Source organism: Brevirhabdus pacifica, from assembly GCF_002797755.1.
GTDB classification, from domain to species: domain Bacteria; phylum Pseudomonadota; class Alphaproteobacteria; order Rhodobacterales; family Rhodobacteraceae; genus Brevirhabdus; species Brevirhabdus pacifica.
The window spans coordinates 25358-49279 of sequence record NZ_PGFI01000016.1 but is presented as its reverse complement, the minus strand read 5'-3'; the positions used below and the strand labels follow the sequence as shown (position 1 = coordinate 49279).

The 23922-nt window shown below is 60.9% G+C and carries 31 protein-coding genes; 9 read left to right on the top strand and 22 right to left on the bottom strand.

All coding sequences use genetic code 11. The features are described 5' to 3' along the window. Window positions 1-275 precede the first annotated feature (275 nt). From CLV77_RS15800 to CLV77_RS15745, 13 genes are read right to left on the bottom strand one after another with little or no spacing between them, the layout of a single operon-like run. Window positions 276-464, bottom strand: coding sequence for a hypothetical protein (locus CLV77_RS15800; RefSeq protein ID WP_076981284.1), 189 nt, complete (start codon window positions 462-464; stop codon window positions 276-278). Next, window positions 461-1447 (bottom strand): ATPase, T2SS/T4P/T4SS family, encoded by a 987-nt coding sequence (locus CLV77_RS15795; RefSeq protein ID WP_076981283.1) that lies wholly within the window; start codon window positions 1445-1447, stop codon window positions 461-463. The genes CLV77_RS15800 and CLV77_RS15795 overlap by 4 nt, the downstream gene beginning before the upstream one ends. A gap of 4 nt (window positions 1448-1451) precedes the next feature. Continuing rightward, entirely contained in the window at window positions 1452-2831 is a 1380-nt protein-coding gene (locus tag CLV77_RS15790) for a TraB/TrbI/VirB10 family type IV secretion system protein (protein WP_076981282.1), read from the bottom strand. Beyond that, window positions 2828-3511 carry a TrbG/VirB9 family P-type conjugative transfer protein gene (locus tag CLV77_RS15785; RefSeq protein ID WP_425319795.1) on the bottom strand — a complete coding sequence of 228 codons (684 nt, stop codon included), beginning with the start codon at window positions 3509-3511 and terminating at the stop codon, window positions 2828-2830. The genes CLV77_RS15790 and CLV77_RS15785 overlap by 4 nt, the downstream gene beginning before the upstream one ends. A 13-nt stretch (window positions 3512-3524) precedes the next feature. Continuing rightward, window positions 3525-4178: a VirB8 family type IV secretion system protein gene (locus CLV77_RS15780; protein ID WP_076981280.1), complete on the bottom strand. Its 654-nt coding sequence runs from the start codon at window positions 4176-4178 to the stop codon at window positions 3525-3527. A 16-nt stretch (window positions 4179-4194) separates the two neighbouring features. After that, entirely contained in the window at window positions 4195-5004 is an 810-nt protein-coding gene (locus CLV77_RS15775; RefSeq protein ID WP_076981305.1) for a type IV secretion system protein, read from the bottom strand. Further along, window positions 5004-6158, bottom strand: a complete 1155-nt coding sequence (locus CLV77_RS15770) for a lytic transglycosylase domain-containing protein (protein ID WP_197685792.1) — start codon at window positions 6156-6158, stop codon at window positions 5004-5006. Before CLV77_RS15770 ends, CLV77_RS15775 begins: the two co-directional genes overlap by 1 nt. After that, window positions 6148-6315 carry a hypothetical protein gene (locus CLV77_RS16570; RefSeq protein ID WP_170043974.1) on the bottom strand — a complete coding sequence of 56 codons (168 nt, stop codon included), beginning with the start codon at window positions 6313-6315 and terminating at the stop codon, window positions 6148-6150. The genes CLV77_RS15770 and CLV77_RS16570 overlap by 11 nt, the downstream gene beginning before the upstream one ends. Further along, a complete protein-coding gene (locus tag CLV77_RS15765) occupies window positions 6312-8687 on the bottom strand; it encodes a VirB4 family type IV secretion/conjugal transfer ATPase (RefSeq protein WP_076981278.1) in 2376 nt (791 codons plus the stop codon). The genes CLV77_RS16570 and CLV77_RS15765 overlap by 4 nt, the downstream gene beginning before the upstream one ends. Next, complete coding sequence (locus tag CLV77_RS15760; protein ID WP_012187324.1) at window positions 8677-8955, bottom strand: VirB3 family type IV secretion system protein; 279 nt, start codon at window positions 8953-8955, stop codon at window positions 8677-8679. Before CLV77_RS15760 ends, CLV77_RS15765 begins: the two co-directional genes overlap by 11 nt. Then, window positions 8948-9241 (bottom strand): TrbC/VirB2 family protein, encoded by a 294-nt coding sequence (locus tag CLV77_RS15755; protein ID WP_076981277.1) that lies wholly within the window; start codon window positions 9239-9241, stop codon window positions 8948-8950. Before CLV77_RS15755 ends, CLV77_RS15760 begins: the two co-directional genes overlap by 8 nt. After that, window positions 9238-9858, bottom strand: coding sequence for a lytic transglycosylase domain-containing protein (locus CLV77_RS15750; RefSeq protein WP_076981276.1), 621 nt, complete (start codon window positions 9856-9858; stop codon window positions 9238-9240). The genes CLV77_RS15755 and CLV77_RS15750 overlap by 4 nt, the downstream gene beginning before the upstream one ends. Before the next feature lie 43 nt (window positions 9859-9901). Then, window positions 9902-10270, bottom strand: a complete 369-nt coding sequence (locus CLV77_RS15745) for a hypothetical protein (RefSeq protein WP_009807505.1) — start codon at window positions 10268-10270, stop codon at window positions 9902-9904. 210 nt (window positions 10271-10480) lie between these two features. Here CLV77_RS15745 and CLV77_RS15740 point away from each other — a divergent pair, with 210 nt between their 5' ends. Continuing rightward, window positions 10481-10732, top strand: coding sequence for a hypothetical protein (locus tag CLV77_RS15740; protein ID WP_076981275.1), 252 nt, complete (start codon window positions 10481-10483; stop codon window positions 10730-10732). A 124-nt stretch (window positions 10733-10856) separates the two neighbouring features. Continuing rightward, the gene (locus CLV77_RS15735; protein ID WP_040610014.1) at window positions 10857-11114 is read left to right on the top strand and encodes a helix-turn-helix domain-containing protein; all 258 of its coding nucleotides are present in this window, start codon (window positions 10857-10859) and stop codon (window positions 11112-11114) included. A gap of 560 nt (window positions 11115-11674) precedes the next feature. Here the strand turns inward: CLV77_RS15735 and CLV77_RS15725 are convergent. Next, a complete protein-coding gene (locus CLV77_RS15725; protein WP_038068544.1) occupies window positions 11675-12526 on the bottom strand; it encodes a cation diffusion facilitator family transporter in 852 nt (283 codons plus the stop codon). 63 nt (window positions 12527-12589) lie between these two features. Here CLV77_RS15725 and CLV77_RS15720 point away from each other — a divergent pair, with 63 nt between their 5' ends. Further along, window positions 12590-12940 (top strand): ArsR/SmtB family transcription factor, encoded by a 351-nt coding sequence (locus CLV77_RS15720; protein ID WP_014132722.1) that lies wholly within the window; start codon window positions 12590-12592, stop codon window positions 12938-12940. Between the two features lie 187 nt (window positions 12941-13127). On the opposite strand, the gene CLV77_RS15715 is transcribed toward CLV77_RS15720, so the two are convergent. The 8 genes from CLV77_RS15715 to CLV77_RS15680 all read right to left on the bottom strand — a co-directional run bounded on the left by CLV77_RS15715 (window position 13128) and on the right by CLV77_RS15680 (window position 19577). Continuing rightward, window positions 13128-13823 carry a hypothetical protein gene (locus CLV77_RS15715; RefSeq protein ID WP_233128158.1) on the bottom strand — a complete coding sequence of 232 codons (696 nt, stop codon included), beginning with the start codon at window positions 13821-13823 and terminating at the stop codon, window positions 13128-13130. A 157-nt stretch (window positions 13824-13980) separates the two neighbouring features. Then, window positions 13981-15345, bottom strand: coding sequence for an ISNCY family transposase (locus CLV77_RS15710; protein WP_076981273.1), 1365 nt, complete (start codon window positions 15343-15345; stop codon window positions 13981-13983). Window positions 15346-15489: 144 nt separating this feature from the next. Continuing rightward, the gene (locus CLV77_RS15705) at window positions 15490-16014 is read right to left on the bottom strand and encodes a L,D-transpeptidase (protein WP_235816322.1); all 525 of its coding nucleotides are present in this window, start codon (window positions 16012-16014) and stop codon (window positions 15490-15492) included. A gap of 140 nt (window positions 16015-16154) precedes the next feature. Beyond that, window positions 16155-16712, bottom strand: coding sequence for a methyltransferase family protein (locus tag CLV77_RS15700; protein WP_076367362.1), 558 nt, complete (start codon window positions 16710-16712; stop codon window positions 16155-16157). Continuing rightward, window positions 16709-17626: a cation diffusion facilitator family transporter gene (locus tag CLV77_RS15695; protein WP_076367364.1), complete on the bottom strand. Its 918-nt coding sequence runs from the start codon at window positions 17624-17626 to the stop codon at window positions 16709-16711. Before CLV77_RS15695 ends, CLV77_RS15700 begins: the two co-directional genes overlap by 4 nt. Continuing rightward, a complete protein-coding gene (locus tag CLV77_RS15690) occupies window positions 17616-18371 on the bottom strand; it encodes a transglutaminase-like domain-containing protein (protein WP_071167460.1) in 756 nt (251 codons plus the stop codon). The genes CLV77_RS15695 and CLV77_RS15690 overlap by 11 nt, the downstream gene beginning before the upstream one ends. A 95-nt stretch (window positions 18372-18466) precedes the next feature. Further along, the gene (locus tag CLV77_RS15685; RefSeq protein WP_009573601.1) at window positions 18467-19045 is read right to left on the bottom strand and encodes a cation efflux transmembrane domain-containing protein; all 579 of its coding nucleotides are present in this window, start codon (window positions 19043-19045) and stop codon (window positions 18467-18469) included. 103 nt (window positions 19046-19148) lie between these two features. Beyond that, a complete protein-coding gene (locus CLV77_RS15680) occupies window positions 19149-19577 on the bottom strand; it encodes a MerR family transcriptional regulator (RefSeq protein ID WP_013959865.1) in 429 nt (142 codons plus the stop codon). Window positions 19578-19784: 207 nt separating this feature from the next. Between CLV77_RS15680 and CLV77_RS15675 the strand changes: the two genes are divergently transcribed. From CLV77_RS15675 to CLV77_RS15650, 6 genes are read left to right on the top strand one after another with little or no spacing between them, the layout of a single operon-like run. Then, on the top strand, window positions 19785-20351 hold the full coding sequence (locus CLV77_RS15675) for an SCO family protein (RefSeq protein WP_076367366.1): 567 nt from the start codon (window positions 19785-19787) through the stop codon (window positions 20349-20351). A gap of 5 nt (window positions 20352-20356) precedes the next feature. After that, a complete protein-coding gene (locus CLV77_RS15670; RefSeq protein ID WP_076981272.1) occupies window positions 20357-20779 on the top strand; it encodes a disulfide bond formation protein B in 423 nt (140 codons plus the stop codon). Next, window positions 20776-21435 (top strand): DsbA family protein, encoded by a 660-nt coding sequence (locus CLV77_RS15665; protein ID WP_076981271.1) that lies wholly within the window; start codon window positions 20776-20778, stop codon window positions 21433-21435. The genes CLV77_RS15670 and CLV77_RS15665 overlap by 4 nt, the downstream gene beginning before the upstream one ends. A 23-nt stretch (window positions 21436-21458) precedes the next feature. Next, window positions 21459-21926 carry a copper chaperone PCu(A)C gene (locus CLV77_RS15660; protein ID WP_076981270.1) on the top strand — a complete coding sequence of 156 codons (468 nt, stop codon included), beginning with the start codon at window positions 21459-21461 and terminating at the stop codon, window positions 21924-21926. Then, a complete protein-coding gene (locus CLV77_RS15655) occupies window positions 21926-22552 on the top strand; it encodes an SCO family protein (RefSeq protein WP_076981269.1) in 627 nt (208 codons plus the stop codon). Before CLV77_RS15660 ends, CLV77_RS15655 begins: the two co-directional genes overlap by 1 nt. Next, window positions 22549-23922 (top strand): M23 family metallopeptidase, encoded by a 1374-nt coding sequence (locus tag CLV77_RS15650; RefSeq protein ID WP_043772535.1) that lies wholly within the window; start codon window positions 22549-22551, stop codon window positions 23920-23922. The genes CLV77_RS15655 and CLV77_RS15650 overlap by 4 nt, the downstream gene beginning before the upstream one ends.

Here is a 23922-nt window from a genome sequence, read left to right as displayed (position 1 = left end):
TACGCGTTTGGCTGCTGCCCAAGATGGATACCGCGTGGGGCATTCACAGCTTTGGGCTTCAACGATGCGTTGCATACTCAGCGCCCGATAGATTTGTTGGATCAGGAGCCGTTTGTGGGACTCGCGTACATCGATGTCTTGCATCCACTGTGGCTCGGGAGGCTGGTCTGGGCAGACATCCGGCTGATTGTCGAGCGTTGGGACCAGGTTCCGCTCGGCCACGCCAGCGGTTGGGCAGAGAGCGACGAGCAGGCCTGCCGTTGCAACGACCCGCATCATACTGAAGCCGCCTTCGTCGCAACTGTTTCACGCTTCAAGAACGTGGTGTAGCCGTAGTCACCCGCTTCGGCGGTGATGACTTCCCACCCCTCCGCGCCGCGCTCATTCAAGGCGCTTCGCATCGCGTCGTAGTCCTTTTGTTTTTTCACCTCAAAGAACAAGATATCGTATTCAAACGTCTTCATTGGGAAATTCCAATCTCAGTTGCGCCGGGGAGGTAGAATTCGGTGATGCCGCGTTTGCCGTCATGGCGACCGGCCTGGATGATCACGTCGATGGAATTCTCGATGTATTGGATCATGTCGGCATAGGTCATCGGGATCTCGGTTTTGAGTGCTGCGATCGCGAGCCGCTGGACGGCCAGTTGCGGGGTTTCGGCATGGAGCGTGGTCATGGAGCCGCCATGACCGGTGTTGATCGCCTCGAGGAAGGTCATGGCCTCCTTGCCGCGCACCTCGCCGAGGATGATCCGGTCGGGGCGCATGCGCAGCGTCGCGGTGAGGAGCACATCGGCGGATTGGAATTCCGCGTCACGATTGGCGATGAGGGTCACGGCATTCGGCTGGGTCGGCAGCAGCTCGGCGGCTTCCTCAATGGTGACGATGCGTTCCTCGGCCGGTACGTGAGAGAGGATCTTGCGCGCGGCCACGGTCTTGCCGGTGGAGGTGCCGCCCGAGACGATCATGTTGAGTTTGTTCTCGACGCAGAAGGCGAGCGCATCATCGATCAAACCCGCGGCCACCACGGCGCGCAAGGCGCGTTTTTTTTCGACGCGCAGGTCTTCGAGCTTGCGCTCTTTTCCGTAGAGGAAATCGAGTGCGATGCCCTCGAGTGGCAGGCTCGAGAAGAACCGCAGGCTGATCGACATGGCCGAGAGCACGGCGGGCGGGGTGATGACCTGTGCGCGGATCGGGCGCCCCTTGTAGGTGATCGAGACCGAGACGATGGGGCGGTCCTTGCTCATCGTGGTGTTGGCAGAGGACGCGATCTGGTTGCCGAGGTCCCTGACCTGAACGCCCGTCAGCCTCTGGTCCAGCGCGCGCATGAAGTGATCGCCCTGGAATTCGCCCCAGCAGGTGCCATCAGGGTTGATGCAGATCTCGATGACATCGTCGCGGGCGGCGGCGTTAATCCGGTCGAGCGAGGTTTCGAGATAGCTCAGCGACATGGGCTCAGAATATCTCCAGATCGCGGTCGACCATGACCGTGACGCGGGCGCCCTGGTCGACATAGATGACGGGGCCGATGGAGAGATAGTCGCCAATCACGCTGTCCGTGGCATCCGCTAGATCATCGCCCACGTCTTTGAGAACGTCGGCGGCAGTCTCATCCTGGACCTCGGATGCGGCGGCACCAGGTGCCGCGGAAATCAGCGAAATCAGGGCGGCCGACCCGAAACGCTCGGCAAAGCGCGTGTCCACGAAACCCGTGACACCGGAACGTCCCAGTTCATCGCCCCCGAATGAGCTGATCTGGACGGTCTGGCCCGCGGGCAGGATGATCCGGTCCCAGGCGATCGTGACGCGGCGCTGCGCGATATCGACGCCAGCGCGGTAGCGCCCGATGAGACGGGATCCGCGGGGGATCAAGAGGCGCACGCCATCGACGCTGTAGACATCCTCGGACACCACGGCACGGGTCTGGCCGGGTAGCGAGCTGTCCAGGGCGGTTTCCATGACGGCGTGGATCATTGTGCCCTGGATGATGGTGTTGGAAGGATTGGCGATCACCTCGGCCTGCGTCACGGTGGAGGGCAGCGCACCGTTCAGCACGAAATCCGTCACCTCGCCAAAAGTGCGTTCAGTCAGAGCCGTTTCATTCGCTCCGGAGGCACCGCCAAAAGCGATGGTGGGCGCGGCGATGCGCCGCTCCTGGAAGGCGCGTTCCTCCGCGGCGCGGCGCTCCAGCTCGGCCATGCGCCGGGCTTCTTCCTCGCGGCGCAGTCGCTCTTGCTCGCGTGCGCGCAGCTCATCTTCCGTGGGGCCCGCTGGCGCGGCTTGCGGTCGGCTGGCCTCGAGTTGGGCCAGTTCCAGATCCATGCGTAATTGCTCAAGGCTGCGATCCCGCGCCGTCAGTTCGTCCTGGAATCGTTGCTGTGCGGCTTCCGAGGCGGCTTGCAGCGCCGCAATCTGAGCGGTCAGCGCGTCGATCGCCTCTGCGGCGGCGGTGTCTTCCTCGACGACCGGTTCGGGGGCGTTGCGCAATTCCTCGATCTGAGCCTGCAGCGCGGTGATCTGCGCCAGAAGCTCCGCGTTGGGCTCGACGGGGTCTGGTCCGACGAATACAACCTCGGGCTCGGGCGGGGGCAAGGTCTCGATAGCGCCAAAGCCATCCCCTTCGCTTTGGAAGACGTCCGGAGTGGCCGTCGGCAAGGCTTCCTCTTCGTCGGGCTGTGAGAGGACATAGAGCAGGGCACCACCTGCGCCGATGACGAGGACCACGATCAGCGCGAGAAGGGGCGACCGGCGCTGCGCCGCCGTGGGGGCGCGGGCACTGCCTTTCTCAAGGGCGGCGAGGCGCTTTTCCAGCTCGGTGTTCTCGATATCGCTCATGAGGTGGCCTCCGCGGGCGGGATCGCCTCGATGCAGACCACCTCTTCGCCAAGTCGCAGGACCCATTGGTGGTTCACGCCGCTGACGCGGATCACGCCGTCTTCAGGAGTTTGCGTGTTGACCGTGCGCTCGCGGCCGCCCGCGTAGCGGAAGATCGCGGGCACAGGCGCGTTTCTTGGAAACGCGAAATACGTGAACGTCCCGTCATCCCAGATGCGCGTTGGCGTGAACTCGGTCCGCGCGCTGGCGCCGTAATTGTAGTTCGGCGCTTGGGCGGCGATGGCCCGGGTCGGGCGCGCAGCGTCGTCCGGATAGCGGAACTGCACCACGTAGAAGGTTGGGCTGCGGACCTCCTGGACGTTGAAGTAGTAGCTCCGGCGGTTCGTATAGACTGTCACATTGGTATGCACCCCGCGCGCCACAGGCTTGATCGCGAAGGCCTGACCGCCCGGGACGCCGTCGATCTCAAACCCTTCCGTGTCACCCGCGATGATCGAGCGGATGCTCTCGCCCTCGCCAAACTCGATGGTGGTCACATGGGTGAGGGAGACATTGAGGCGGTAGACCTGGCCGTTCTGGTAGGTGGCCAGCCGCACCCGGCTGTCATTGGGCCCGCCGCGCGGGATTGCTTCGGCGAAGGCGAGCCCGGGCAGCAGGGCAAAAAGGCCGACAACAATCAACTTACTGATCAAATCAATTCTCCAATCTGTCGGAGCGGATGGAATATTCCAGCACGGTGAAGCCGAAGGGATTGGTCCAGACCTCATCGATGGAGCGGCGGGTCTCCGGGCGGAACTCGAAAAGAAGCGTCGCAGTGAAGAGGCCGGTCTGGGTGCCGTTAATGGACGTCAGGCGCTTGCGCAGGCGGACCGTCGCGCGGTTGGTTCCGATCCGGTTGATGCTGAGGATTTCCACGTCGAGCCGGGCATTGGGGCCATAGACCGTCGGCGGGTAATTCTCGTTGGCGCTGTTCCAGATCTGGCGCAGCCCGCTCTCGGCAGCTCCGTCCGAGCGGCGCAGGACGCTGCGGATGCGCAGATCGTTGTCCAGCTGGTTATAGACCTCCCGGTCGGTCACATAGCGGAACACCTCCGCCTCGATGATCGCCTGGTTGGCGGTCACCGAGGAAGCGCCCACCGAGGCTTCGGGGAGTGCAAAGCCGGTGGCGGGATCATAGGGGACAACGACGGGGGGCGGATCGACATCTAGGATCGAGACAGCTGCCGCGCTCAGACAGCCGATGATGCCGAAGACAAGGCCTATCAGGCCAAGACGCTGCCAAAGCCGTTCACGGCGCAGGGCACCGTAGACCAGCTCTTCCTCGATGATCTCTTGTTCACTCGCCACGCGTCACACCCCGCACTCACTCGGCCCGCAGCTCGGGCAGAGTGAAATCCATGAAGCGCTGCTCCTCGGCGATGGTGGCGGCATCGATCACGCCGCCGGTGCCATCGCCCACGGTTTGAATCGCTTCCAGCTGCCACATCGCCACGAGGGCGATGGCCAATTCAGCTGTCACGCGCGTGTTGAGATCGACGCTTTGCTTGAGCTCTTCCATGTCGTCGATGAACCCGACAAGGCGGTCGACCCGCTCGAGCGATTGGCCGGCATCTTCATAGCTGTTCTGGGCGGCGGCTGAGACGAGGGCACCGGTGGTGGCCTGCGTCGCCACGCGGTTGGCCCCGGGATTGCCGCTGGTGGCCATTTCCGAGAGGGTGTCATCGTCAAATCCGAGATCGGCCAGCACCCGATCCATCTGGGTTTCGATTTCGCCCGCGCCGGAGCCCGAGAGGCCCGAGAAATCCCCAGTCTTGATCGCCTCAATCGTGGCGAGGATGTCGTCGAACTCTTGGTCGAGCAGGCCGTTCAACTCGTCTTCCATCTCGGTGCGGATGATTTCTGGAAGCTCGGCAAGTCGGGTGAGCGCTTCATAGGTTCTTTGCAGCTCTGCGAGTTGATCCGTGAGTGTGGCAAGCTGTTCGCGGAGCTGCGTCAGCTGCTCGTTTTGCAGGATCTCGTCTTCGATCATCTGCCGCAGCTGCTGGATGTTTTGCGCGATGTTCTGGGTGTCGACGACCGGTACACCTTGTGCTGCGGCAGGGGGTAGGGCGCTGAACTGCAAGCCAACGCCAAGTGTCGTGGCCAAAGCTGTCCTCAAGAGCAGATGTCCCATCATTCAATCTCCCTGATCGTAAAATCCATGAACGCGCCTTCGGCCATGCGGGCGCTGGCCTGGGCCAGCTCCTCGGCAGAGAGGACTCGGGTGCGGGCCGCCTGAAGCCGGATGCGTGCAGCGACGAGGCGCACGAGTTCGGCGCGGGCATAAGTGTTGAGCGCGACGCTCTCCTGAACGTCCTCGGTTTCGGAAATCCGTTCGACGATGTCGGAGATGCGCAGGGCGGCTTGGCGGATCGCGGCTGGTGAGTTGCTGCCATAAAAGGCCGCCCCATGACCCGTGAGCGAGAGGTTGGCATTGGCGAGAAGCGCCAGATCGATCGTGCCAAGCGCATCGATCCCGCCGATACGGCTCAGATAGAGGTTATAGCGTTCAGGGATGACCGACACGTAGTGCTGGGTCTCGCGGAAGGGTGGCACGCCGCCATACTCGAAAACCCGGCCGGGTCCGGCGTTATAGGCCGCGAGGGCGTTGATGATGTTGCCATCAAATGTGTTGAGCTGAGTCGCGAGATAGCGCGCGCCGCCATGCACCTGAAGGTAGGGGCTGTCATAGTATTCCGGGTTGATGCCCAGATCGCTGGCCGTCCCAGGCATGATCTGGGTGAGACCATAGGCGCCGACGGGAGACCGTGCCCCAATCGTAAACCGGCTTTCCTGCCAGATGAGGGCCTGTAAAAGCGCGCGCCATTGGACGGGGGAGAGCCCTGCGCGTCCAACACCCGCAAAGCCGCTGGTCTCCTGGGCAACGCGGATGATGAGCTGCTCGATGTTTTCCGCAGCATCCCCGAACATCTGTGCACCGCCGGGATTGGGGTCGATCTCGCCCGTGCCATAGACGGCTTCCACGGCGCGGTCGGGATCGCCGCTGCCGCTTTCCAGCCCCGAGACCATGGCGGGCAGGCCCTGACCGCCGAAGCTGGTCTGGGCATCGAGGATGCGTCGGAGGGTTTCCAGCTGCTCCCGTTCGATCTCGGCGATGAGTTCGCGCACGGCAAGCTTGTCCGCCTGAACGGCCAAGTCAGCCTCGCGATCGCCAGTCTCGACGATGTCACGTGCGGTCAGCCCACTGTCATTGGTCGGCACGCCTTGGGCGAAGCTGAGACCGGGCAGCAGGCAAAACGCCAGGATATGAGGCAGGCTAGACTTCAATGTCGCCCTCCAGGGTGCCAAGGGGCGTGAAGCTGCAATCCGGCGCGACGGGTGCCGTGGACGCAAGGAATGTGAAGCAGTTCGCCTGCGGCTCCCGGTACTGGGTGCAGGAGGCCAGCGCGCCGAGCGCAGCCAAAGCGACAAGAATACGGATCATGAAAGCCTCCAGAAGTCTGGGCGGTCGCGGTAATCGGCGCCGACAAGCGCTTCGCCCTTTTCCATGCCGCCAAGGATCGTGAGATTGGGTCCAAGGGCGCTCAAATCGGCATCGACGACGATTGAGCCCTGATCGTCGCGGATCAGCGCCAAGCGGCTGTTGCTGCCCGTGTTGAGAAGGACGTCGAGCTCCTTCTCCGTGAGGTTCAGCATGGCGTAGTCCGCAGGCTGCGCGCGGATATTGGGCAGCAGGATCTGCGTCGGAACGGCTTCGACGATGGTCTTGCCGGTCCGGGTGCGCTCGAGCTGGCTTGCGTAATGCGTCATCATCACCGCGACGGTGTTCTGCTTGCGCGCGGTCACCAGCCAGTTCGACAGCCGCTCGGCGAAATACGCGTTGTCGAGCGCCTTCCAGGCCTCGTCGATCACGATGATGGTGGGGCGGCGGTCCTCGATTTCGCGCTCGACCCGGCGGAAAAGATAGGACAGGACCGCCATCCGTTCCTTGTCGGCCTCGCTGTCGAGAATGCCGGTCAGATCGAAGCCCACGACATCGCCTTTGAGCGAAAAAGTGTCCTCAAGGCTCTGCCCGAAGATCCAGCCATAGCGGCCGTCTTCGGTCCACTCGAGCAGGCGCTGGTGCAGATCGCCGCCATCATCGGTGGACACAAAAAGCGATGCGAAATCCCGCCAGTTCCGCAGGGCCGGATTGGTGGCCTGGGCATTCTGGCGCACGACCTCCTGGATGCGGTTGGTCTGTGCCGGCGTCAGGGGCTTGTCGGCGCGGTAGAGCAGGGTTGTGAGCCAATCCGAGAGCCAGGCGGTGCCGCGCGCATCGGTCTCGGTCCAGAGCGGATTGAGACCCGTGGGCTGGCCGGCATTCAGGGACGCGTAGCGCCCGCCATTGGCGCGGACCGCCATCTCCATACCAAGACGGTAATCGAAGACGAAGATCCGCGCCCCTGCTCGACGGGCTTGGGTCATCAGGAAGGCGGACAGCACCGATTTGCCCGACCCGGGTCGTCCCATGATCAGGGTATGGCCGCTGGTGGGTTCTTTGTCGGGCGAGCCTTGCTCGTGATAGGAAAACCGATAGGCGCTCTGCTCCGGTGTGGGCAGATAGGTGATGACCCTGCCCCAGGGGGTCAGTGCTGCGGGTTTGCCGAGTTGTGTTCGGTGGAAGGCCGCGAAATCCGCGAAGTTGCGATTGGTGACGGCGCTGGCGCGGACGCGCTTTGGCTGGTTGCCGGGGTGCTGGCTGAGGTAATGCGCCTTGGCCGCGACCCGCTCGCCAATCATCTTCACGCCTTCGGTCGCGGCGGCATTCACGATCTCGGCGCTGAGGGTTTGCAGTTCTTCGAGCGTGTCGCAAAAGAGCGTCACGACCATGTGGTGTTCGCCGAAGCTTTGGCGCTTGGCCTCGAGATCATCGGCGGCGATGTCGAGGGATTCCAGGAGCGAGAGGGCCGCGTCCTGGCTGGCCTGCATCTGGCGCTTTTGCCGCTTGATGCGGCCCGCCATGAGGTTCGAATTGATCGGCGTGAAGGAGTGCGTCACGATCATGTCGACCGGCAGGTTCAGCATGTCGAACATGCTGCAGGAGGTGCCTTCGGAGTATTCCCCGATGGTGAAGCTCTTGCCGTAGCGGTGGCCCACGACGCCTTCCGAGAGCTCGAAATGATCGCCGTGAAACGTCACGCGGGTATTGGCGACGTTGAAGGAAAAAAAGCCGTAGGTGTTGGCCGGGTAGAGCGGCAGCTCTTGCCCCGTGTTCAGAGCGCCCAAAAATCCCACCAACTCTCCCGATCCGGCTGACAGCAGGCGCGGCTTGAGCTCGGTGAGCCCCGAGAGGAAGACGTTCACGGCCTCACCCAGGCGCTGCAGGCGTTTGCGGGTCTCCTCTCTCAGGCGGTCCGGCGCACTGCGACTGAGGAACGGCAGGAGGCTTTTCGGGGGTGGGCGGTGAATGACGGTGAGAGTCAGCGTCTTGTCGCGAAGCCCGCTGGTTGTAAGTTTCGCGCGCCAGCGCCGGTCGACCTCGCCTGCGAAGCTGTCCTCACGAATGGGGTCCAGTTCCGGTTTGATGGCCTTGGAGACCTTGTGGACGTAATAGCTGAATTCCGGGCCGAGCTGCGCGACGATGCGGGCAAAAAGCGCTGTCACCTTGTCGAGATAGGCATCGTCGGTCGTGTAGCTGTTGATCCCCTCGAGCCGGATGCAGCGGAAGAGTTCGTTCACCCGGGTCCGCACGGTCTGGTCGTCGACGAGGCTCACATAGGGCAGCATATGCGCGAGGCGGGTCTCGCGCGCATACCAGTCTGGCGTCATTGTGCGGGCATCGAGCGCAGCATCACGGGCGTCATCACGGGGCATAGCTGTCCCCGCCATGGATGGACCTGTTGCGCGTGGGCGGAGTCTCCTGCAGGGCCGTCATCATCACGTCGATGAAACGCGGGTCCCAATCTGCGGCCTTCCACAGCACCGGATAAAGAAGGGCGGCCACGCCCAGCACCGCGATGTGCTGGACCCAGACGAACAAGAGCACCGAACCGAAGAGCCAGACCATCGCATACATGATGGGCAGGCCCAGAAGCTTCGGCGGGCGAACGAGGCCGAGAAAGAGAGGCGCGCGCTCAGCCACCGGCAAAGACCGCGGCAACGATGGTGGGGGCAGCCGCGACACCAGCGATGCCCACGAGGACCCAAAGCGCTTGGCGCAGGTCGATGATGTTGAAGAACCAGCTCAAGAAAACGCCGAGGACCGCGAGTGTGGCGATGACCACACCAAGCGGGCCGGTCAGCGCATCGACGATGCCCTGCAACAAGCTCTGGATCGGGGAAAGATCGATGCTCTGTGCTAGGGCGGGCTCGGCAATGAACAGGAATAGCGTCAGCGAGGCGACAAAGAGGTTTGAAATCTGTTTCATGAATTTGATCCTTCCAATCGGGCCACGACGGCCATGACGCGGGCCACGTGGTTCTGGGTTTCTCGGTAGGGGGGAACGCCGCCATACTGGCGGACCGCATCGGGTCCGGCGTTGTAGGCAGCCAGCGCCAGGTGCGGATCGCCGAACGTCTCCAGCATCATCGCGAGGTAGCGGGCGGAGCCGTCGAGGTTCTGCAGCGGATCACGCGGGTCGACGCCCAGATCACGCGCAGTTGCTGGCATCAATTGACCAAGGCCAATGGCACCCGCACTTGAAATCGCATCCTGCCGGTAGGCGCTCTCAACCTCGATATTGGCGCGGTAGAGAGCCAGCCAATCCCTCACGGAGAGCTCTGCGCGCCGCAGGCCCGGATGGCCGGCATAGCGCAGGGCCGTTGCCTCGATGCCTAAGAGAACGTCTGCGCGGGGCAGGGGTGCTGGCTGGGCGAGTGCCGCAAACCTCAGCGCGTCAGGTTCGGAAGCTGCTTCAGTCTCGCCAAGAATGGCCAAACCATCGGACGCCGATCCCTGACCAATGCCGTCATTGTAGTTTCGAGCAAAGCTGCTTTGGGAGCGTGACGGGATCAGGGAGCCGTCGCTCTCCATGACCAGGACCATTTGAGCTGAGGCAGGTGCTGCGACCAGCCAGAGACAGACGAGGTTAGCTGCCAGCGCCCTTGTCTGATGGGGCTTTGTCTGGCGGCGCAAGCTTGTGCGTACGGCTTGTCCCCGCCTCAAGCGGCAGGTCGACATGCGCAAAACCAAGGCCAATGAAGAAAGACACCACGCCGGAGATCGTCTTGAACTCGCGGATCTTGATATCGTTGTAGGTCGTCCGCGTGCGGGCGGTGACCAGGAGCTTTTCCACCCCGTCATCAGAGACAACGCGCATGATCCAGACCCCGTAATAGCTGGGGCCTTTCTTATGTGCCGACTCCTGGCACAGGATTTCTGCGCTATAGCCGCTTTCCACGAGCTCGCGGAACCTGGCTTCCGTAACCACATTTGGTGCTTCGATGTCCCAGTTCATGGCCCGGCTCACGCTTTCTCCAATGGCGCGACCCCAGGCATTCCCACTTGAAGCCCAGAGTTACGATAGTATACTATCAACCGCAAGATGTAATATCGTGCTTTAGCTGTAGTTTGGTCACGCAAACACTAGTCACGGCCAGTGTCTGCGATCAAGGAGATAACAGGTTTGAGAAACCCAAGGTTGACATGCCTGCTCCCATTGCAAGCTATGGTCCTTCTAATCTGCGTTCCCGGGCCGGTTTTGGCGGAATCCTGCTTCGCCCCGGCCCGTCCTTTCCTGCCAAGCGATTCGCAGGCGGCGCGGGACTATGCGGACATCATCCGTGGCGATTTCGAAGACTACATCCAGGATATCCAGAGCTACTTCCGTTGCCTCGACAGCGAGCGCGCCCGCGCCTTCGAGGAAGCGCGCGAAGTCAGCGAGGACTATGGCCGATTTCTGCAATTGGTAGGGGATTGATGGGCAACCTCGGGAGCATCAGACTTGCAGCCCATGGAAACCAGACGCCGATAACACCCTCATATATCTACTTTTTAGATAACAGATTTCATCCGCTAGCGACGTCACAAAAGGTATGTGACGCGTGGCAAAGACAATCAGAAGCAAAGGGCAAGTGGCACTCTGCCAGGCGTTGGTCGACGCGCGCATCAAAGCGGGCCTCGGCCAGAAAGACTTGGCGGATAGGCTCAGATGCCACCAATCCCTTATTGCCCGTCTTGAAAGCGGTCAGCGCCGGGTCGACGTTGTCGAACTGGTCGTTTTGGCGCGTGCCATCGGCTTTGATCCGTTCCAGCTTCTGGCGATCGTTGAAGCCGCCACGGAGCCCGACCACAGGATTTGAAGCCAATGAATTGTTGAGAACACGGAAACCCATTTTCCCGGTCTGATGATCATTCCCTCCTTGAGGACCAGTTAGCCAACATCAAAGAAGCCCGGCGCGCGGTCGTAGTGAACGCTCTGCAACCCCACGCCGCAATTCGCAGCGCCACAGTGCAGGAAGTCAGTAAACAGTGAACGATGATAGGGGTGAGGGCGTCGCGATCGCCAATCTGATCGGGACCGATGGGTGCAGTGTTGTTGGTTGGGTTTATCGCTGGAGTACAGGCTCACATGCGGTGATGTGGGACGTCCATGGGCCTCAGCCGGTATCGGAAATCCGGCCAGATCTGGGTGCGGAACAGAAGCAGGAAATCGACTTCGATGCGCTCACGCGGATCGGAAAAAGTGACAGTGGATAGGCTTCTCAGGCTGCCGCCAGTTCATATTGATGGAAAGGGTCTGCGAGCGTACCGGTCATTGGAGTAGATGGCAGCGAAGGTCTCGAAGGAGCCCCAAAGTTCCGGACTCGCTGCGCAGTGGCGAATGTCGGTTTCCGGTTCGCACGTCAGCTTTTCCGCCAGATCACTCGGTTTCTGACAGATCACTCCGCGCATCCCGGATGATCATCCATGACGAATGCAGGAACAGCCCTGCGATGGCGAAAGCAACGATGAGGTCAGGCCAGGCACTGCCGAGCCAGGCGACCAGTCCGGCAGCGATCACCACGGCGAGGTTGCCGATGGCGTCGTTCCGGGAGAACAGCCATACGGCCCGCATGTTGGCGTCGCCCTTGCGGTGTTTTAGCAGCGGCAGCACCGCAAGAATGTTTACGATCAGCGCGCCCACGGCGAAGGCTCCCATTAACCCGGCCTCTGGTGTCGTCTGATTCAGGACACGCCAGATTGTGCTGCCGACAACGCCAAGCCCCAGAAATCCCAAGAACACGCCCTGGATCATCGCCGACCGCGCCCGCCATGTCAGACTCCAACCGATAGCGAGCAGGCCCAGAAAGGTGATTGCGCCGTCGCCCAAAAAATCCAGGGCATCTGCTTTCAAAGCTTGCGATCCGGACAGGAACCCGCCGAACATCTCGATCACCCCGTAGCCGAGATTGAGCAGGACCACGATCCAGAGCGCGCGGCGATAGCTCGGGTCTTTGTAAGCCGGATCGGACGATGTATCCCCGCTCTTGATCAGCTCAAAGCCATAGCCGGTTGCGTCCAGTGCTGGACGCACTTTCGGCAAGTCGTCTTCGGCGATCCGCAATGTCATGACATGGGTTGCGGCAGACACCTTCACATCGCCTTCAGCCACGCCCGCAGACCGAGCGGCCCGTTCGATCTCGGCGGCATCCTTGGCGCAGTCCATGCCATGCACCCGCATCCGGATCGGCAAAGACGTTGTAGGCAATGTGGTGTTATCTGCTCGGCTCATATGCGATCCTCTTGAAGGTAGCGTGCGAAAGAAGTCGCCGCTAACGTATCAGTGGATAATGATATGACATTGCAAAACATTCAAGACGATCTTTCGGCAGCTGACACCCTTGAGCCGCGGGCAAAGCTCTTCCGGGGTCTCGGCGACCCCAGCCGTCTTGCGATCCTCGATGCGCTACTGTCGGACGAACGCAGCGTGCAGGAAATCGTTACCCAAACAGGGCTTGGTCAGCCCAATGTCTCGAACCATCTGCGCTGCCTTTTGGATTGCGGTCTGGTCAGTCGCAGGAACGAAGGTCGGTTCGTCCGGTATCGCCTTGCGGACAGGCGGATCGCTGATCTCATCCGCGACGCAGATCAACTACTTGCCTCGACAGCCGTAGGGGTCGATGCCTGCCGAAGCTATACGGATTAACCGACGTGTCCTGCTGCAATGTTCTATTGGTGCGCCAGGCCTAAAGCAGCCATTTGCGCAGCCGCAGCAAAATGGCGCTTTGTCCGCTCTCCGGACATACGCACCGAAAGCAGCGAAGGGCCGGTATTTGAGCAACTCAGAACGCTCAAATTCTCGTAGCATGATGGCAAAGCTGTCTTTGTCAGCGCTAGTAGTTCACCTGTTCGAAGCCGTAGTTGCCCTCATAGTCACGCCAATCGACGAAGACAGATCGGTGATAGATACCCGGGCAATTCTGGCCCCAACGTTCAAGTCCCACATGGGCCTCGGGCAGGGCAGTTATGGAAGATCGCTGCCATGAGAAATCGCCTTGGGTCCCGTAGGTGCCGAGGACCACGGTCGCGCTTCGGTTACAATCCCCATCGCGCCCGGAATCGTGCTGTCGTGCATACCGTACATCGAAGACGCGGATGGACCGAACGAAATTGAACTCTGGCCCGCTGATATCGATGTCCGCGCGGTCCTGAACAAGCCGCAGGGTGAAATCTGTGGGAACGAGATTATCTACTGGCAAGGATTGGAGCGGTCGACGGCTGTCGGTCCGGTACAAGGCTTGAATGATGCGGTCAGCATTGTTTGATTGCCGATCGCTCTCATAGGACGCGCCCATGGGACAGCGCCAGATTTGCAGTGGGGGTTCCACCGGCCAAGGCGTAATCCGCCGGATGAATTCGGCGCGGGATCGGGCGCAAGGGACGGAAGCAGGCCAGCCGCCAGACAGGCACAGGAGGATCGCGCAATCGATCGGGTATGTCTGCGCGCGGGCGGGTACCGGCAGCGAAAAACCTGTCACGGTCAAAGCGACTGCGACCGAGGGGAGGAGCTTCTTGAGTAAATGGCGCATGCTGTGGAGCCTCCGTGATAGGAGTTCAGCATACATACGATAATATACTATCGCAACACTAAGTATTGTTGCAACCAAGTAGAATTGTCACCGGGTCTGCAAAGCAGAAGTGTCACCAAAGGGCGTGACGGGAGCAAAGCCTGACAGGGCGGAGACCTCAGATATCGCAGCCCTGGCTGGCTTTGCGGATGTCCTTGGCACGGCGGGCGGCGAGGGAGTTCCAGCCGTCGTTGCGACGTCCTGTCTTGCGGTAGCCGTTGCGGGCGCTCGTCGGTTTGACCTCCGGCGTGGCGGCCGCCTTGTCCTGCTCGGCCTTGATATGGGCGAGGACCGCGCGGAGGTGCTTGTTCTCGGTGATTGCCGTATGGGTGACGCGCCTCTGGTGCGGGTCGAAGACGGTAAAGGGCAGGGCGATGCCCTTGTGCCGGACCTGGATGCGCCCGTCGGGGAACTCGAACGTGTCGACGTATTTGCCGACCAGGCCGCGCGTGAGATCGTTTACCTCCAGCCGGATGCGCTTGTGGGCGTACTTCAGCGTCAGGTCCTTGGTAACATGACGTTTGTCGCGCAGACAGAAGACTTCCGTTAGGCGATCCGGCTCGATGTTGAGTGCGCGGTGCAGGTTGTCCGCCCGGGCCGGGACCTTCGCGAATTTGCCGTTGTAGCGCTCAACGAAACCTTCCAGAAACCTGTTGCCATCCTCCAGGGACGAGACGCCCGCGATGCGCAGTTCCTTCACCAGCCGGTCCTGAAGTGTGCGGTTCGCGCGTTCGACGCGGCCCTTGGCCTGACTCGAGTTCGCGCAGAGAATCTCGATGTTCAGCTCGCTCAGTGCGCGGCCGAACTGGGTCAGGCCGGACATGTATCCACTTGGCCTGGCAACACGAAACACGGAGTGCTTGTCGCTGTAGAAGGCCACCGGACGGCCATGCTTCAGGAGATAGCTCTCCAGCGCCTCGAAGTAGCTGAACGTGCTCTCGGAGGTCACGAACCGCAGTTCCATCAATGTACTCGTGGCGTCGTCGATGAAGACGAGGAGGGTGCAGGGATCGCCTCGGTCTTCGAACCAGCGGTGATCAGAACCGTCGATCTGGATCAGCTCGCCATAGCACTCCCGGCGCAGGCGCGGCTGATGAAACGTCCGGCGCTGTTTGCGCGAGAGCCAGAGGCCGTCTTCCTGCATCCACTTGCGCACCGTCTCGCGGGAAACCTTGAACCCGTGATGTTCGGCCAGCATCTCCGCCGCCAGGGTCGGGCCGAAATCCGCATAGCTTTCCTTGATCAGCGACAAGGCGTAGTCGCGCTTGGCCTTGTGAATCCGGTTGTTCGGAGGCTTGCCGCGCGCCTTGTGCCGGATCGCCGCGGCGCCGTCCCGGCGATAGCGCTTCAACAGCCGGAAAACCTGCCGGCGTGTCAGGTCCAGAACGTTCGCCGCATTCTCGACGCTCAGCCGTCCGTCATCGACCTGCGCCAGTACTTCCACGCGGTTCAGCTCGCGCTCGCTCATCACCACCCATCCCATGCCCGATCTCCCTCAGTCTTTTGAGGGCAGAGTGACATTCCTGAATTGCTCACGGGTGACATTTTAGCTTTGCGGCTACAAGTATAAAGACGCATAATGAAGTTTATGTTAAAAATGGAAGTATTAGCCAGCTTTCCTTGGCTTTCAGAAAATCCTGACCTGAGTTCCCACTTCTGCCAGAGCAAAAAGTTCAGCAATGTGCTCGTTGTACAGTCCAATACAGCCGTTTGATGATTGCCGACCGATCTTGCGCGTGTCACCGGTTCCGTGCACCCGGTAATACTGCCACGACAGATAAAGTGCGTGTGTTCCAAGCGGGTTGTCAGGACCCGGCGGCCAATAGTCAGGCCATTCGGGGTTACGCTCTTTCATTGATGGAGTGGGCCGCCAACTCGGCCCCTCCACCTTCCTTATAACCTCTGTATATCCTCGGCGGGTCAACTCTTCCGAGGCAGGGACACTCGACGGATAGAGTTTGTAGACACTTTCGTCTTCCGACCAATACTGGACTGCACGCGAGTCGATGTCGCACAAAATTGCACCGTGCTGAAGGTTATCGAAGTGGTCTTGCCAGAGATCCACACTAAAGGACGAAATATTTCTGCGTACCGCCGAGGGCTCCTGCTCCTGAGCACGGAGAAGGGAAGGTGCTGCCAGAAGTCCGATCATAGTTGTCGAAACGAACTGGCGTCGTGTTTTCAGTGTTTTTGTCATATGCCTCGCCTCACTCTTTTGTTGGCTGACGGATACGACCTCTAGTAGCTAGAGGTTCAACTGAAAAACGATGACGTTCTCGTGAGGCAGCGAGTTTACAGGTATCGACGCGTTTCAGCGCAATAATCGCGATACTTGGAGCCGTATTGTTCATGCAGCCATGGCTCTTCCGCGAGCGGGGCAAGGGCCAGCGCGGCAACTCCAACGATGACGATAGGCCAAACCCAAGATGAGGCGAAGAGAAGACCAAAACCTACCAGGATGGCCATGTCGGCAAGGTACTGCGGATGCCGAGAGAAACGGTAGAGACCCGAAGTGATCAGCTCGTCTTTCGCACCGCTGGTGGCTTTCAGTCCAATGCTGAATGCCCCCCACCAGACAATCAGATTTCCGGTTGCGATCAAGAACGGCCCGACCGCCCAACGGAGTGCGTTGGCCATAGAAGCGGATTTCCAATCCAAGATGCCCAAACCGATCACCGCCCCAAACACGGCCAATGTGAGTCCCCATGCAATGTTTGGTATGACTGAATGCTCTCTGTTTGGAGGCCAGATGCGCTTGGACGGGCGGGCGATCGACCAAAGGAGCGCACCAATCAAAACCAGACCGGATAGCAGGCCAACGACCACTAGTATGCCTTGGGCAATCGTCATGAGCGGTGTCCGAACACCTGCGCCTCCTGATGCGCATTGTCGCTCGCTTCGAATTCAAGCGTGGAATGCTCGATTGAGAAACGTTCATGCAGCACCGATTTGACGTTTTCTTTAATCTTGTCGGCCTCACCCATCCGTTCGCGTTCGACGACAATATGGCAGTCCAATGCCGCGGCGTGCTCCTGCATTTGCCACAGGTGGACATGATGCACGTCCACAACGCCATCGACACACTGGATCGCTCTGACCACGTCATTTCCATCAATACCTGGTGGGCTCCCAAGCATCAGGGTTCGAATTGGGCCCCCTATTTCGGTGAAGGACAGATACAGGATGTAGAGCGCGATGCCGATAGTGATGGCCGGATCAACCCAACGCATATCATAGAGTATTATGAGCGTCCCGCCGACTATGACGGCCACTGAAGCCAACGCATCCGAAAGGTTGTGGAGAAAAAGCGCACGGATGTTCACGCTCCCCTTCTGCATCGAATAGGTAAGCATTGCGGTCAGCGTGTCGACCACAAGCGCGATTCCACCGAGAATGACTACGGTCCACCCCATGACTTCGGGTGGATCAATCATGCGCATGCCACCTTCGTAGATCAGATAGAAGCCGATCACGATGAGGGTGGTGTAGTTGATCAGGGCCGCGACGATTTCGACCCGGCCATAGCCGAAGGTCATGCGCTCATCGGCCGGGCGGCGCGCGATCTTGCGTGCGGCAAAGGCAATGACAAGCGAGGCCATATCGGAAAAGTTGTGCAGCGCATCGGCGATCAGTGCCAGGCTGCCCGACAATATGCCCCCGACGATTTGCGCAACGGTAAGAAGCCCGTTCGCCCAGATCGCGATGGCAACCCGCCGATCGCCAGAATCCGGATCGATATGCGCGTGCCCGTGGTCATGTGGCATTGGCAGGCTCCTCATGCGCGTGTGTCGCGCGTCGGTCAGTCTTGAGGCGGTCGCTGCGGAAACCACGAACGCGCGCATTCATCCAGTGGCGTATGATATGACGGTAAAGGGCACCACGCAGCCATCCAAAGGATTGCTCATGGGAAAAATAGAAGGCGTCCGGCGTATCAAACACGCCGAAATCCTGCACGATGCCGGTTTTCTGAATGTAGGTATCTTCTCCGTTCCAGGCGACGGGAGGCGCGCCAAGGCAATCCGTGCCCGCGCCATAACCGCAGAGACTTTCTGTGTCCGAGAATGACGTTTGCAGGACATCGAGGAAAGCGTCATCCAGGATGAAGCCTTCAAGGTTGATCCAGGCACCTTGAAATTCGATCTCGACCCATGAGTGGAGAATTTCCTGCGGAGCAAGCGGATACACCAGCTCAGGGACAACACCGCGCTGCAAGCCTTTGTGGATCGTAAACCCATGCAACCGGCAACGAATGCCGACACCACGCAGCAGCGCCATCAAGAGCGTGCCTTTGGTATTGCACTGCCCATAGCCGTCGGAAAGCACTTCGGATGCGGGGATGTCGTCAGCTCGATTGTATCCGAACGCGATTTCATTCCGAACGAAATCATAGGCAGCTCCGATCCGATCGTATTCGGATAAGCCGCGCCAGCTGCGGTTCTCAATTAGACGCGCAAGAGGCGCGGCATCAAAATCCAGTAGTTTGGTGGGTACAAGTAGGGGGTCGATCATCTGCAACGGGTCGCTCCTCGAATCGTCTTGGAACAAGACTAATTGCTATAGTCACTATAGCTTCAATCCTTTCTTTCAGAAAGAATCTCCCGCAACTATTTGTCCGTGTGAACCGCTTTGTGGTGTTCGCCGTGTGCGTCGCGCAGGATGTCGATACCGCCCCAGGCCGCGATCCCGGCGACGATCACACCGACGACAAGGTCCGGCCAGTTGGTTCCTAGCCAAGCGACGAGGCCACCGGCCACGACGATCCCGAGGTTCGCGGCGAAATCGTTGTAACTGAAGGTGTTGGCCGCGCGGATATTGACGTTTGGATTTTTGAGCTTAGCGAGCAGCCAAACGCAGACTGCGTTGATAGCCGCCGCGATCAGGGCCATTGCAATCATGATCGTCCCGAGCGGATCTGACCCACCGATGTAGCGGCGCCACGCATCGTAGAGGATGCCTGCAGCGAACAGGATCAGCAGCCCGCCGGAAACGTTCGCCGCCCCGCGTTTCCATTTGGCGGATCGGGACAAAGCGAAAAGGCTGATCGCGTAGACGAAGCTGTCGGAGAGGTTATCGAGCCCGTTGGCGATCAGGGCACTTGAGTCGCCGAAGGCGCCTGTTGCGAAAAAAGCCACGGCCAAACCGATATTGAGCGCCAGAACGATCCAAAGCGTCCGTCTCTCCATTGAATCTTGTCTAGCGGCCATTTTGTGGTTCCAGCTTGTGTTGTACGACACATTAACTTCTGCGGCTGATCTGCGTTCCAGCCGGAATGTTGGCTGAATTCCTTCAGGCCCCGATTTCCTCGTGTTCGGTCAAGCATTCCGAATGGTCCCGCAACACCTCAAGCACCTTGCAATCTCCCGTCCGCCCGCCGCTGCATTCGTGAACCATGCGTTTCAGTTCCGTGCGCAGCGCCTTCAGGCGGGCCATGCGCTGCTCCACCTGTTTGAGCTGGCGACGCGCGATGGCATCAGCCTCATCACAGGGCCGGTTGGGATGGTCGCTGAGGTCGAGCAGCTCGCGGATCGCATCGAGCGAGAAACCGAGTTGTCGCGAATGGCGGATGAAGGACAGCCGGTCGAGCTGTGCATTGTCGTAGCGCCTCTGCCCGCCTTCGGTCCTGCCAGGTTCGGGCATGAGCCCAATCTGTTCGTAGTACCGGATGGTCTGCACCTTCGTGCCAGTCTTCTTTGACAGAGTACCGATCGTGAGCATTTTCGCCTCCATGAAAAAGATACAGTTTGTGTAGGTTTTGCCGTCGGAATAAACAAGTGTCGGTTTCACAGACGCGTGAGTTCAAGCTATACCATGATTTCGTGCTTGAACCTCTAGCGGCTAGAGGATGTATCCGCACAGGCAATAAGAATCAAAATCAGGCGAACAGGATTGTCCCTTACATCGGCACAGAAGTTTCTTTGGGTTTTGGCAGGCGTGGCAGCGCTTGCTTTCGTATGGCTTTTGCTCTGGTCCGATTATCGTGCCGATAGCGCCCGAACCGACGCCGAACCGCCTTTTTTCGCTGAGTTCGAACTGACGGACCACCAGGGTATGGTTCGAACCGAGGAGGACTTTGCGGGGCGCTGGATGCTGGTTTTTTTCGGCTTTACCAACTGCCCCGACGTCTGCCCGACGACCCTATCCGAGGTCGCGGCGGTGATGGACGGTCTGGGCGACGATGCCGCCAAGGTCCAGCCGATTTTCATAACAATCGACCCTGAACGAGACACGCCCGCAGCACTCGCCGAATACGTCCCGCTGTTCGATGCGGGCTTCATCGGGCTGACCGGCACGCCGGAACAGATCGCCGCCACATCCGAGACCTTTCCGATCTTCTTCGAACGCGTCGAAGAGGCTGCGGCGCCGGATGGTTACACGATGGGCCACACGTCGCATCTGTTCCTCTTCGATCCCGACGCGGGCTTCGCCGACTCGTGGCCCTACGGCACCTCCGCCGAAGAGATCCTCGCCGATCTGGAAGAGAGGATCTGACCGACATGAACCGTATGTCCGGAGAAACAGCCCTCGGGCTGGCGTGGATCATCGCGCTCGTCGCCTCGCTTGCCGTGCTTTTCATCGGCGAGGTGCTGGGGCAGACGCCCTGTGTGCTGTGCTGGTTCCAGCGCGCCTTCATGTTCCCCTTGGCCATTGTCCTCGGGCTCGGCCTTTGGTGGCGGGACGGCCGCGTGGGGCGCTACGGCATCGCATTGGCGCTTGGCGGCGGCGCAATCGCCCTCTGGCACATGGGGCTGTACGTCGGTCTTGTTCCCGAACGCGTCCTGCCCTGCACGGCCACCGGCCCCTCTTGCACCGATGACAACCAACTGGTCTTCGGCATCCCTATCCCGCTGATGGCGCTCGCCGCCTTCGCGCTGATCGGGGCGCTGTCGGCCCTTTCATTAAAGGACACACGAACATGAATCGACGCGGCCTGATCCTGTCCGTTCTTGCCCTCGGCGCCGCCGGTTTCGGCGGAGCCACCTGGTTTGCAAACCGCCCCGGCCCAGTGGCCGAAGCGGAGCCCGTTGCTCCGGAACTTGCGGAGGCGATGATCCGCCCCTACTCGCCCATCCTCGGGCCTGCGGATGCGCCCGTCACGATCGTCGAATTCTTCGATCCGGCCTGCGAGGCCTGTCGCGCATTTCATCCCATCGTGAAGGACATCATGGCCGAGCATGGGGAAGCTGTCCGCGTCGTGATCCGCTACACGCCCTTCCACGGCGCGGCATCCGAGGAAGCCATCCGCGTGCTCGAGGCGGCGCGCATGCAGGACGTTTACGTGCCGGTGCTCGAGGCCGTTCTGCGGGAACAGCCGAGATGGGCGTCGCACGGTGCCCCGGCGCCCGGCCTAATCCTACAGGTCGCCGCCACGGCCGGGCTCGATGCCGAGGCCGCGCGCAGCCAAATGCTGGCACCGGGTGTAGTGGCGATCCTGAATCAGGATCGTGCCGATGTAGAGACCGTGGGAATTCGCCAGACGCCCACATTCTTCGTGAACGGCAAGCCGCTCGATCCGTTCGGGGAGGCAGAACTGCGGCGATTGGTGGCTGCCGAAGTCGCTTCCGCGCAAAAATGAATGGAAAGGGCAGGATCAAAACGATGAAAAAGCATATTTTGACCGGCACATTGACTGCGCTTTTGACCCTAGGAGGGCTCTCAGTGCCCGCGCTGGCCGGACCCGAGGATGTTGTCGTCGAGAACGCGTGGTCCCGCGCCTCTATCGGGATGAACCGCCCCGGGGCCGCATACATGACGATAAGCAACACCGGCGACGAGCCGGTGACGCTGATCGGCCTTGCAACACCGCTCGCGATGATGCCCGAAATTCACGAGACGAAGACCAATGCCGAAGGTGTGAGCTCCATGAGCCCGGCGGGGGAGATCGTGATCGCCCCGGGCGAGAGCATCGCGCTCGAACCGGGGGGCCTTCACGCAATGCTGATGCGGCTGCAAGAACCAATGACGGAAGGGGACACCTTTCCGCTGACACTGCTTTTCGACGACGGGGGCGAAGTGACGGTCGAGGTTCCGATCCTCAGCATCGCCGCGCGGGGGCCAGAGGACTGATGCAGCGACGGGCGATCCTGGGGTACGGCGCGGCTGGTGCCGGGGCGGTCGCCCTGATGCTCTTCGTCGGTTGGTGGCAGGTCGATGGCCCCGGTGGACCTGAGCCTATCGGGCAGCGGCCAGTGGCTCTGACCGCGATGGATTTCCGTCTGACGGATCATGAGGGCAACGTGGTCGGGCCGGAAACCCTCATCGGGCGACCGACGATGGCGTTCTTTGGCTTCACCTACTGTCCCGATGTCTGCCCGACCACGCTATCGGACATTTCGGGATGGCTCGACGATCTGGGAGACGAGGCCGACGAGATGAACGTGGTTTTCATCACGGTCGATCCCGAGCGCGACACTGTCGAAACGATGGCCGAATATGTCGGCTACTTCCATCCGGCGATCCGCGGCTGGACGGGACCGGAAGAGCAGATCGCGCGCGTCGCGGACGGCTTCCGCGCCACCTACGTGCGGGTGCCGACGGAAAGCGGCGATTACACGATGAACCACACCGCGAGCGTCTTCCTGTTCGCAGCCTCTGGGCGGTTCGTCACCATGATCGACTATCACGAACCCAGAGAATTCGCGGTGCCGAAAATTCGCCGCGCGCTGGAAGAAGAAACGGAGGGGGCGACATGAGGCTCAGAACTTTGGCGGCTTGTGTTGCAATTGCGGGGACGGTTTCGGGTGCGGCTATCGCCATCTTCGATCTTTTGTCGAAAGAACCCGTGCCGCCGGAACTTGTCCAGGCAGGTAGCTGGATGCCCCAACGTCCTGAAGTCCCCCAGAACGTTGACATTCCCGTGACGCTGCCCGTGACGGCATGGGCAGACGATGCACACAATCTCAGCCCGCTGCCCCTTCTGCAGGTCGCTGTTGCCGACAGGCCGGTACGGGCGATCGAGCCACCGCTGTCGACATGGTCGCGCGACGTTGCAGCTGGCGAGACGCTCGATTTCTTGCTGTCCGAAGCTGGACTTGCGGCACCTGACAGAGCCGAAGTTGCCCTCGCGCTTGGCGCGGAATACGATCTGCGACGGCTGCGGCCGGGGCACTCGGTCACTGTTGCTTCGACCATGGACGGCAGCCCCCGCACCGTCTCACTCGCCGTCGAGGACGGGGTTCGGATCGAGGTGGTTTTCGGCGAGCAGTTGTCCACACAGGTCGTGGCTCCGGATCCGGAGATCGTAACCCTTGCCGGCGAAGCCGTAATCGACAGCTCGATCTTCGCGGCACTCGACGAAGCCGGCATACCCGCCCGTTTTTCCGTGGACCTTGCGCAGATGCTGGGTGGGACCGTGGATTTCCGCCGCGAGATGTCCGGCGGCGAAACACTAAGGCTTCTCTGGCGTGAGGCGCGGGTCGGCGAGGACAGGATCGGACAGCCCGAACTCGCCTTCGCCGCACTGGAGATCGGCGGTTCGCTTTACGAGATCGTATGGCCGGACGACGGCAGCGGTCAGGCGACGATCTACGTCGATGGCGAGGTGCTGCGCGTCTTTGCACAGCCGGTCGAGGGCGCGCGCCTCAGCTCGGTGTTCGGACGCCGCACGCATCCGGTCTTTGGCAACGTCCGGATGCACACCGGCGTCGATTTTGCAGCGGCACGTGGGACACCGGTTCAAGCGACGGCACCGGGGCGGGTCAATTTCATCGGCTGGCGCGGCGGATATGGTCGCGTGGTCGAAATCTTGCACGGCTCCGACACCATGACGCGCTACGCGCATCTGAGCGCCGTGCCGGAAGACTTGGCACAAGGCCAACGCGTTGCGGCGGGAGACGTGATCGGCCGCGTCGGCGCGACTGGCACGGCGACAGGTCCGAACCTGCACTATGAGGTGCTCGTGGATGGGCGCCCGACTGACCCCCTCTCTGACGACCGGCTCGCCGAAGCGGCCGAGAGCGATGCGGATGATACCGCCGCGCTCTCGCGTCTGGCCGAGGCGCGGGCGCTTCTGAATGAAAACCTCGGCAGCGAGATTGCCAAAACGACAACCGAAAGGCTCTGA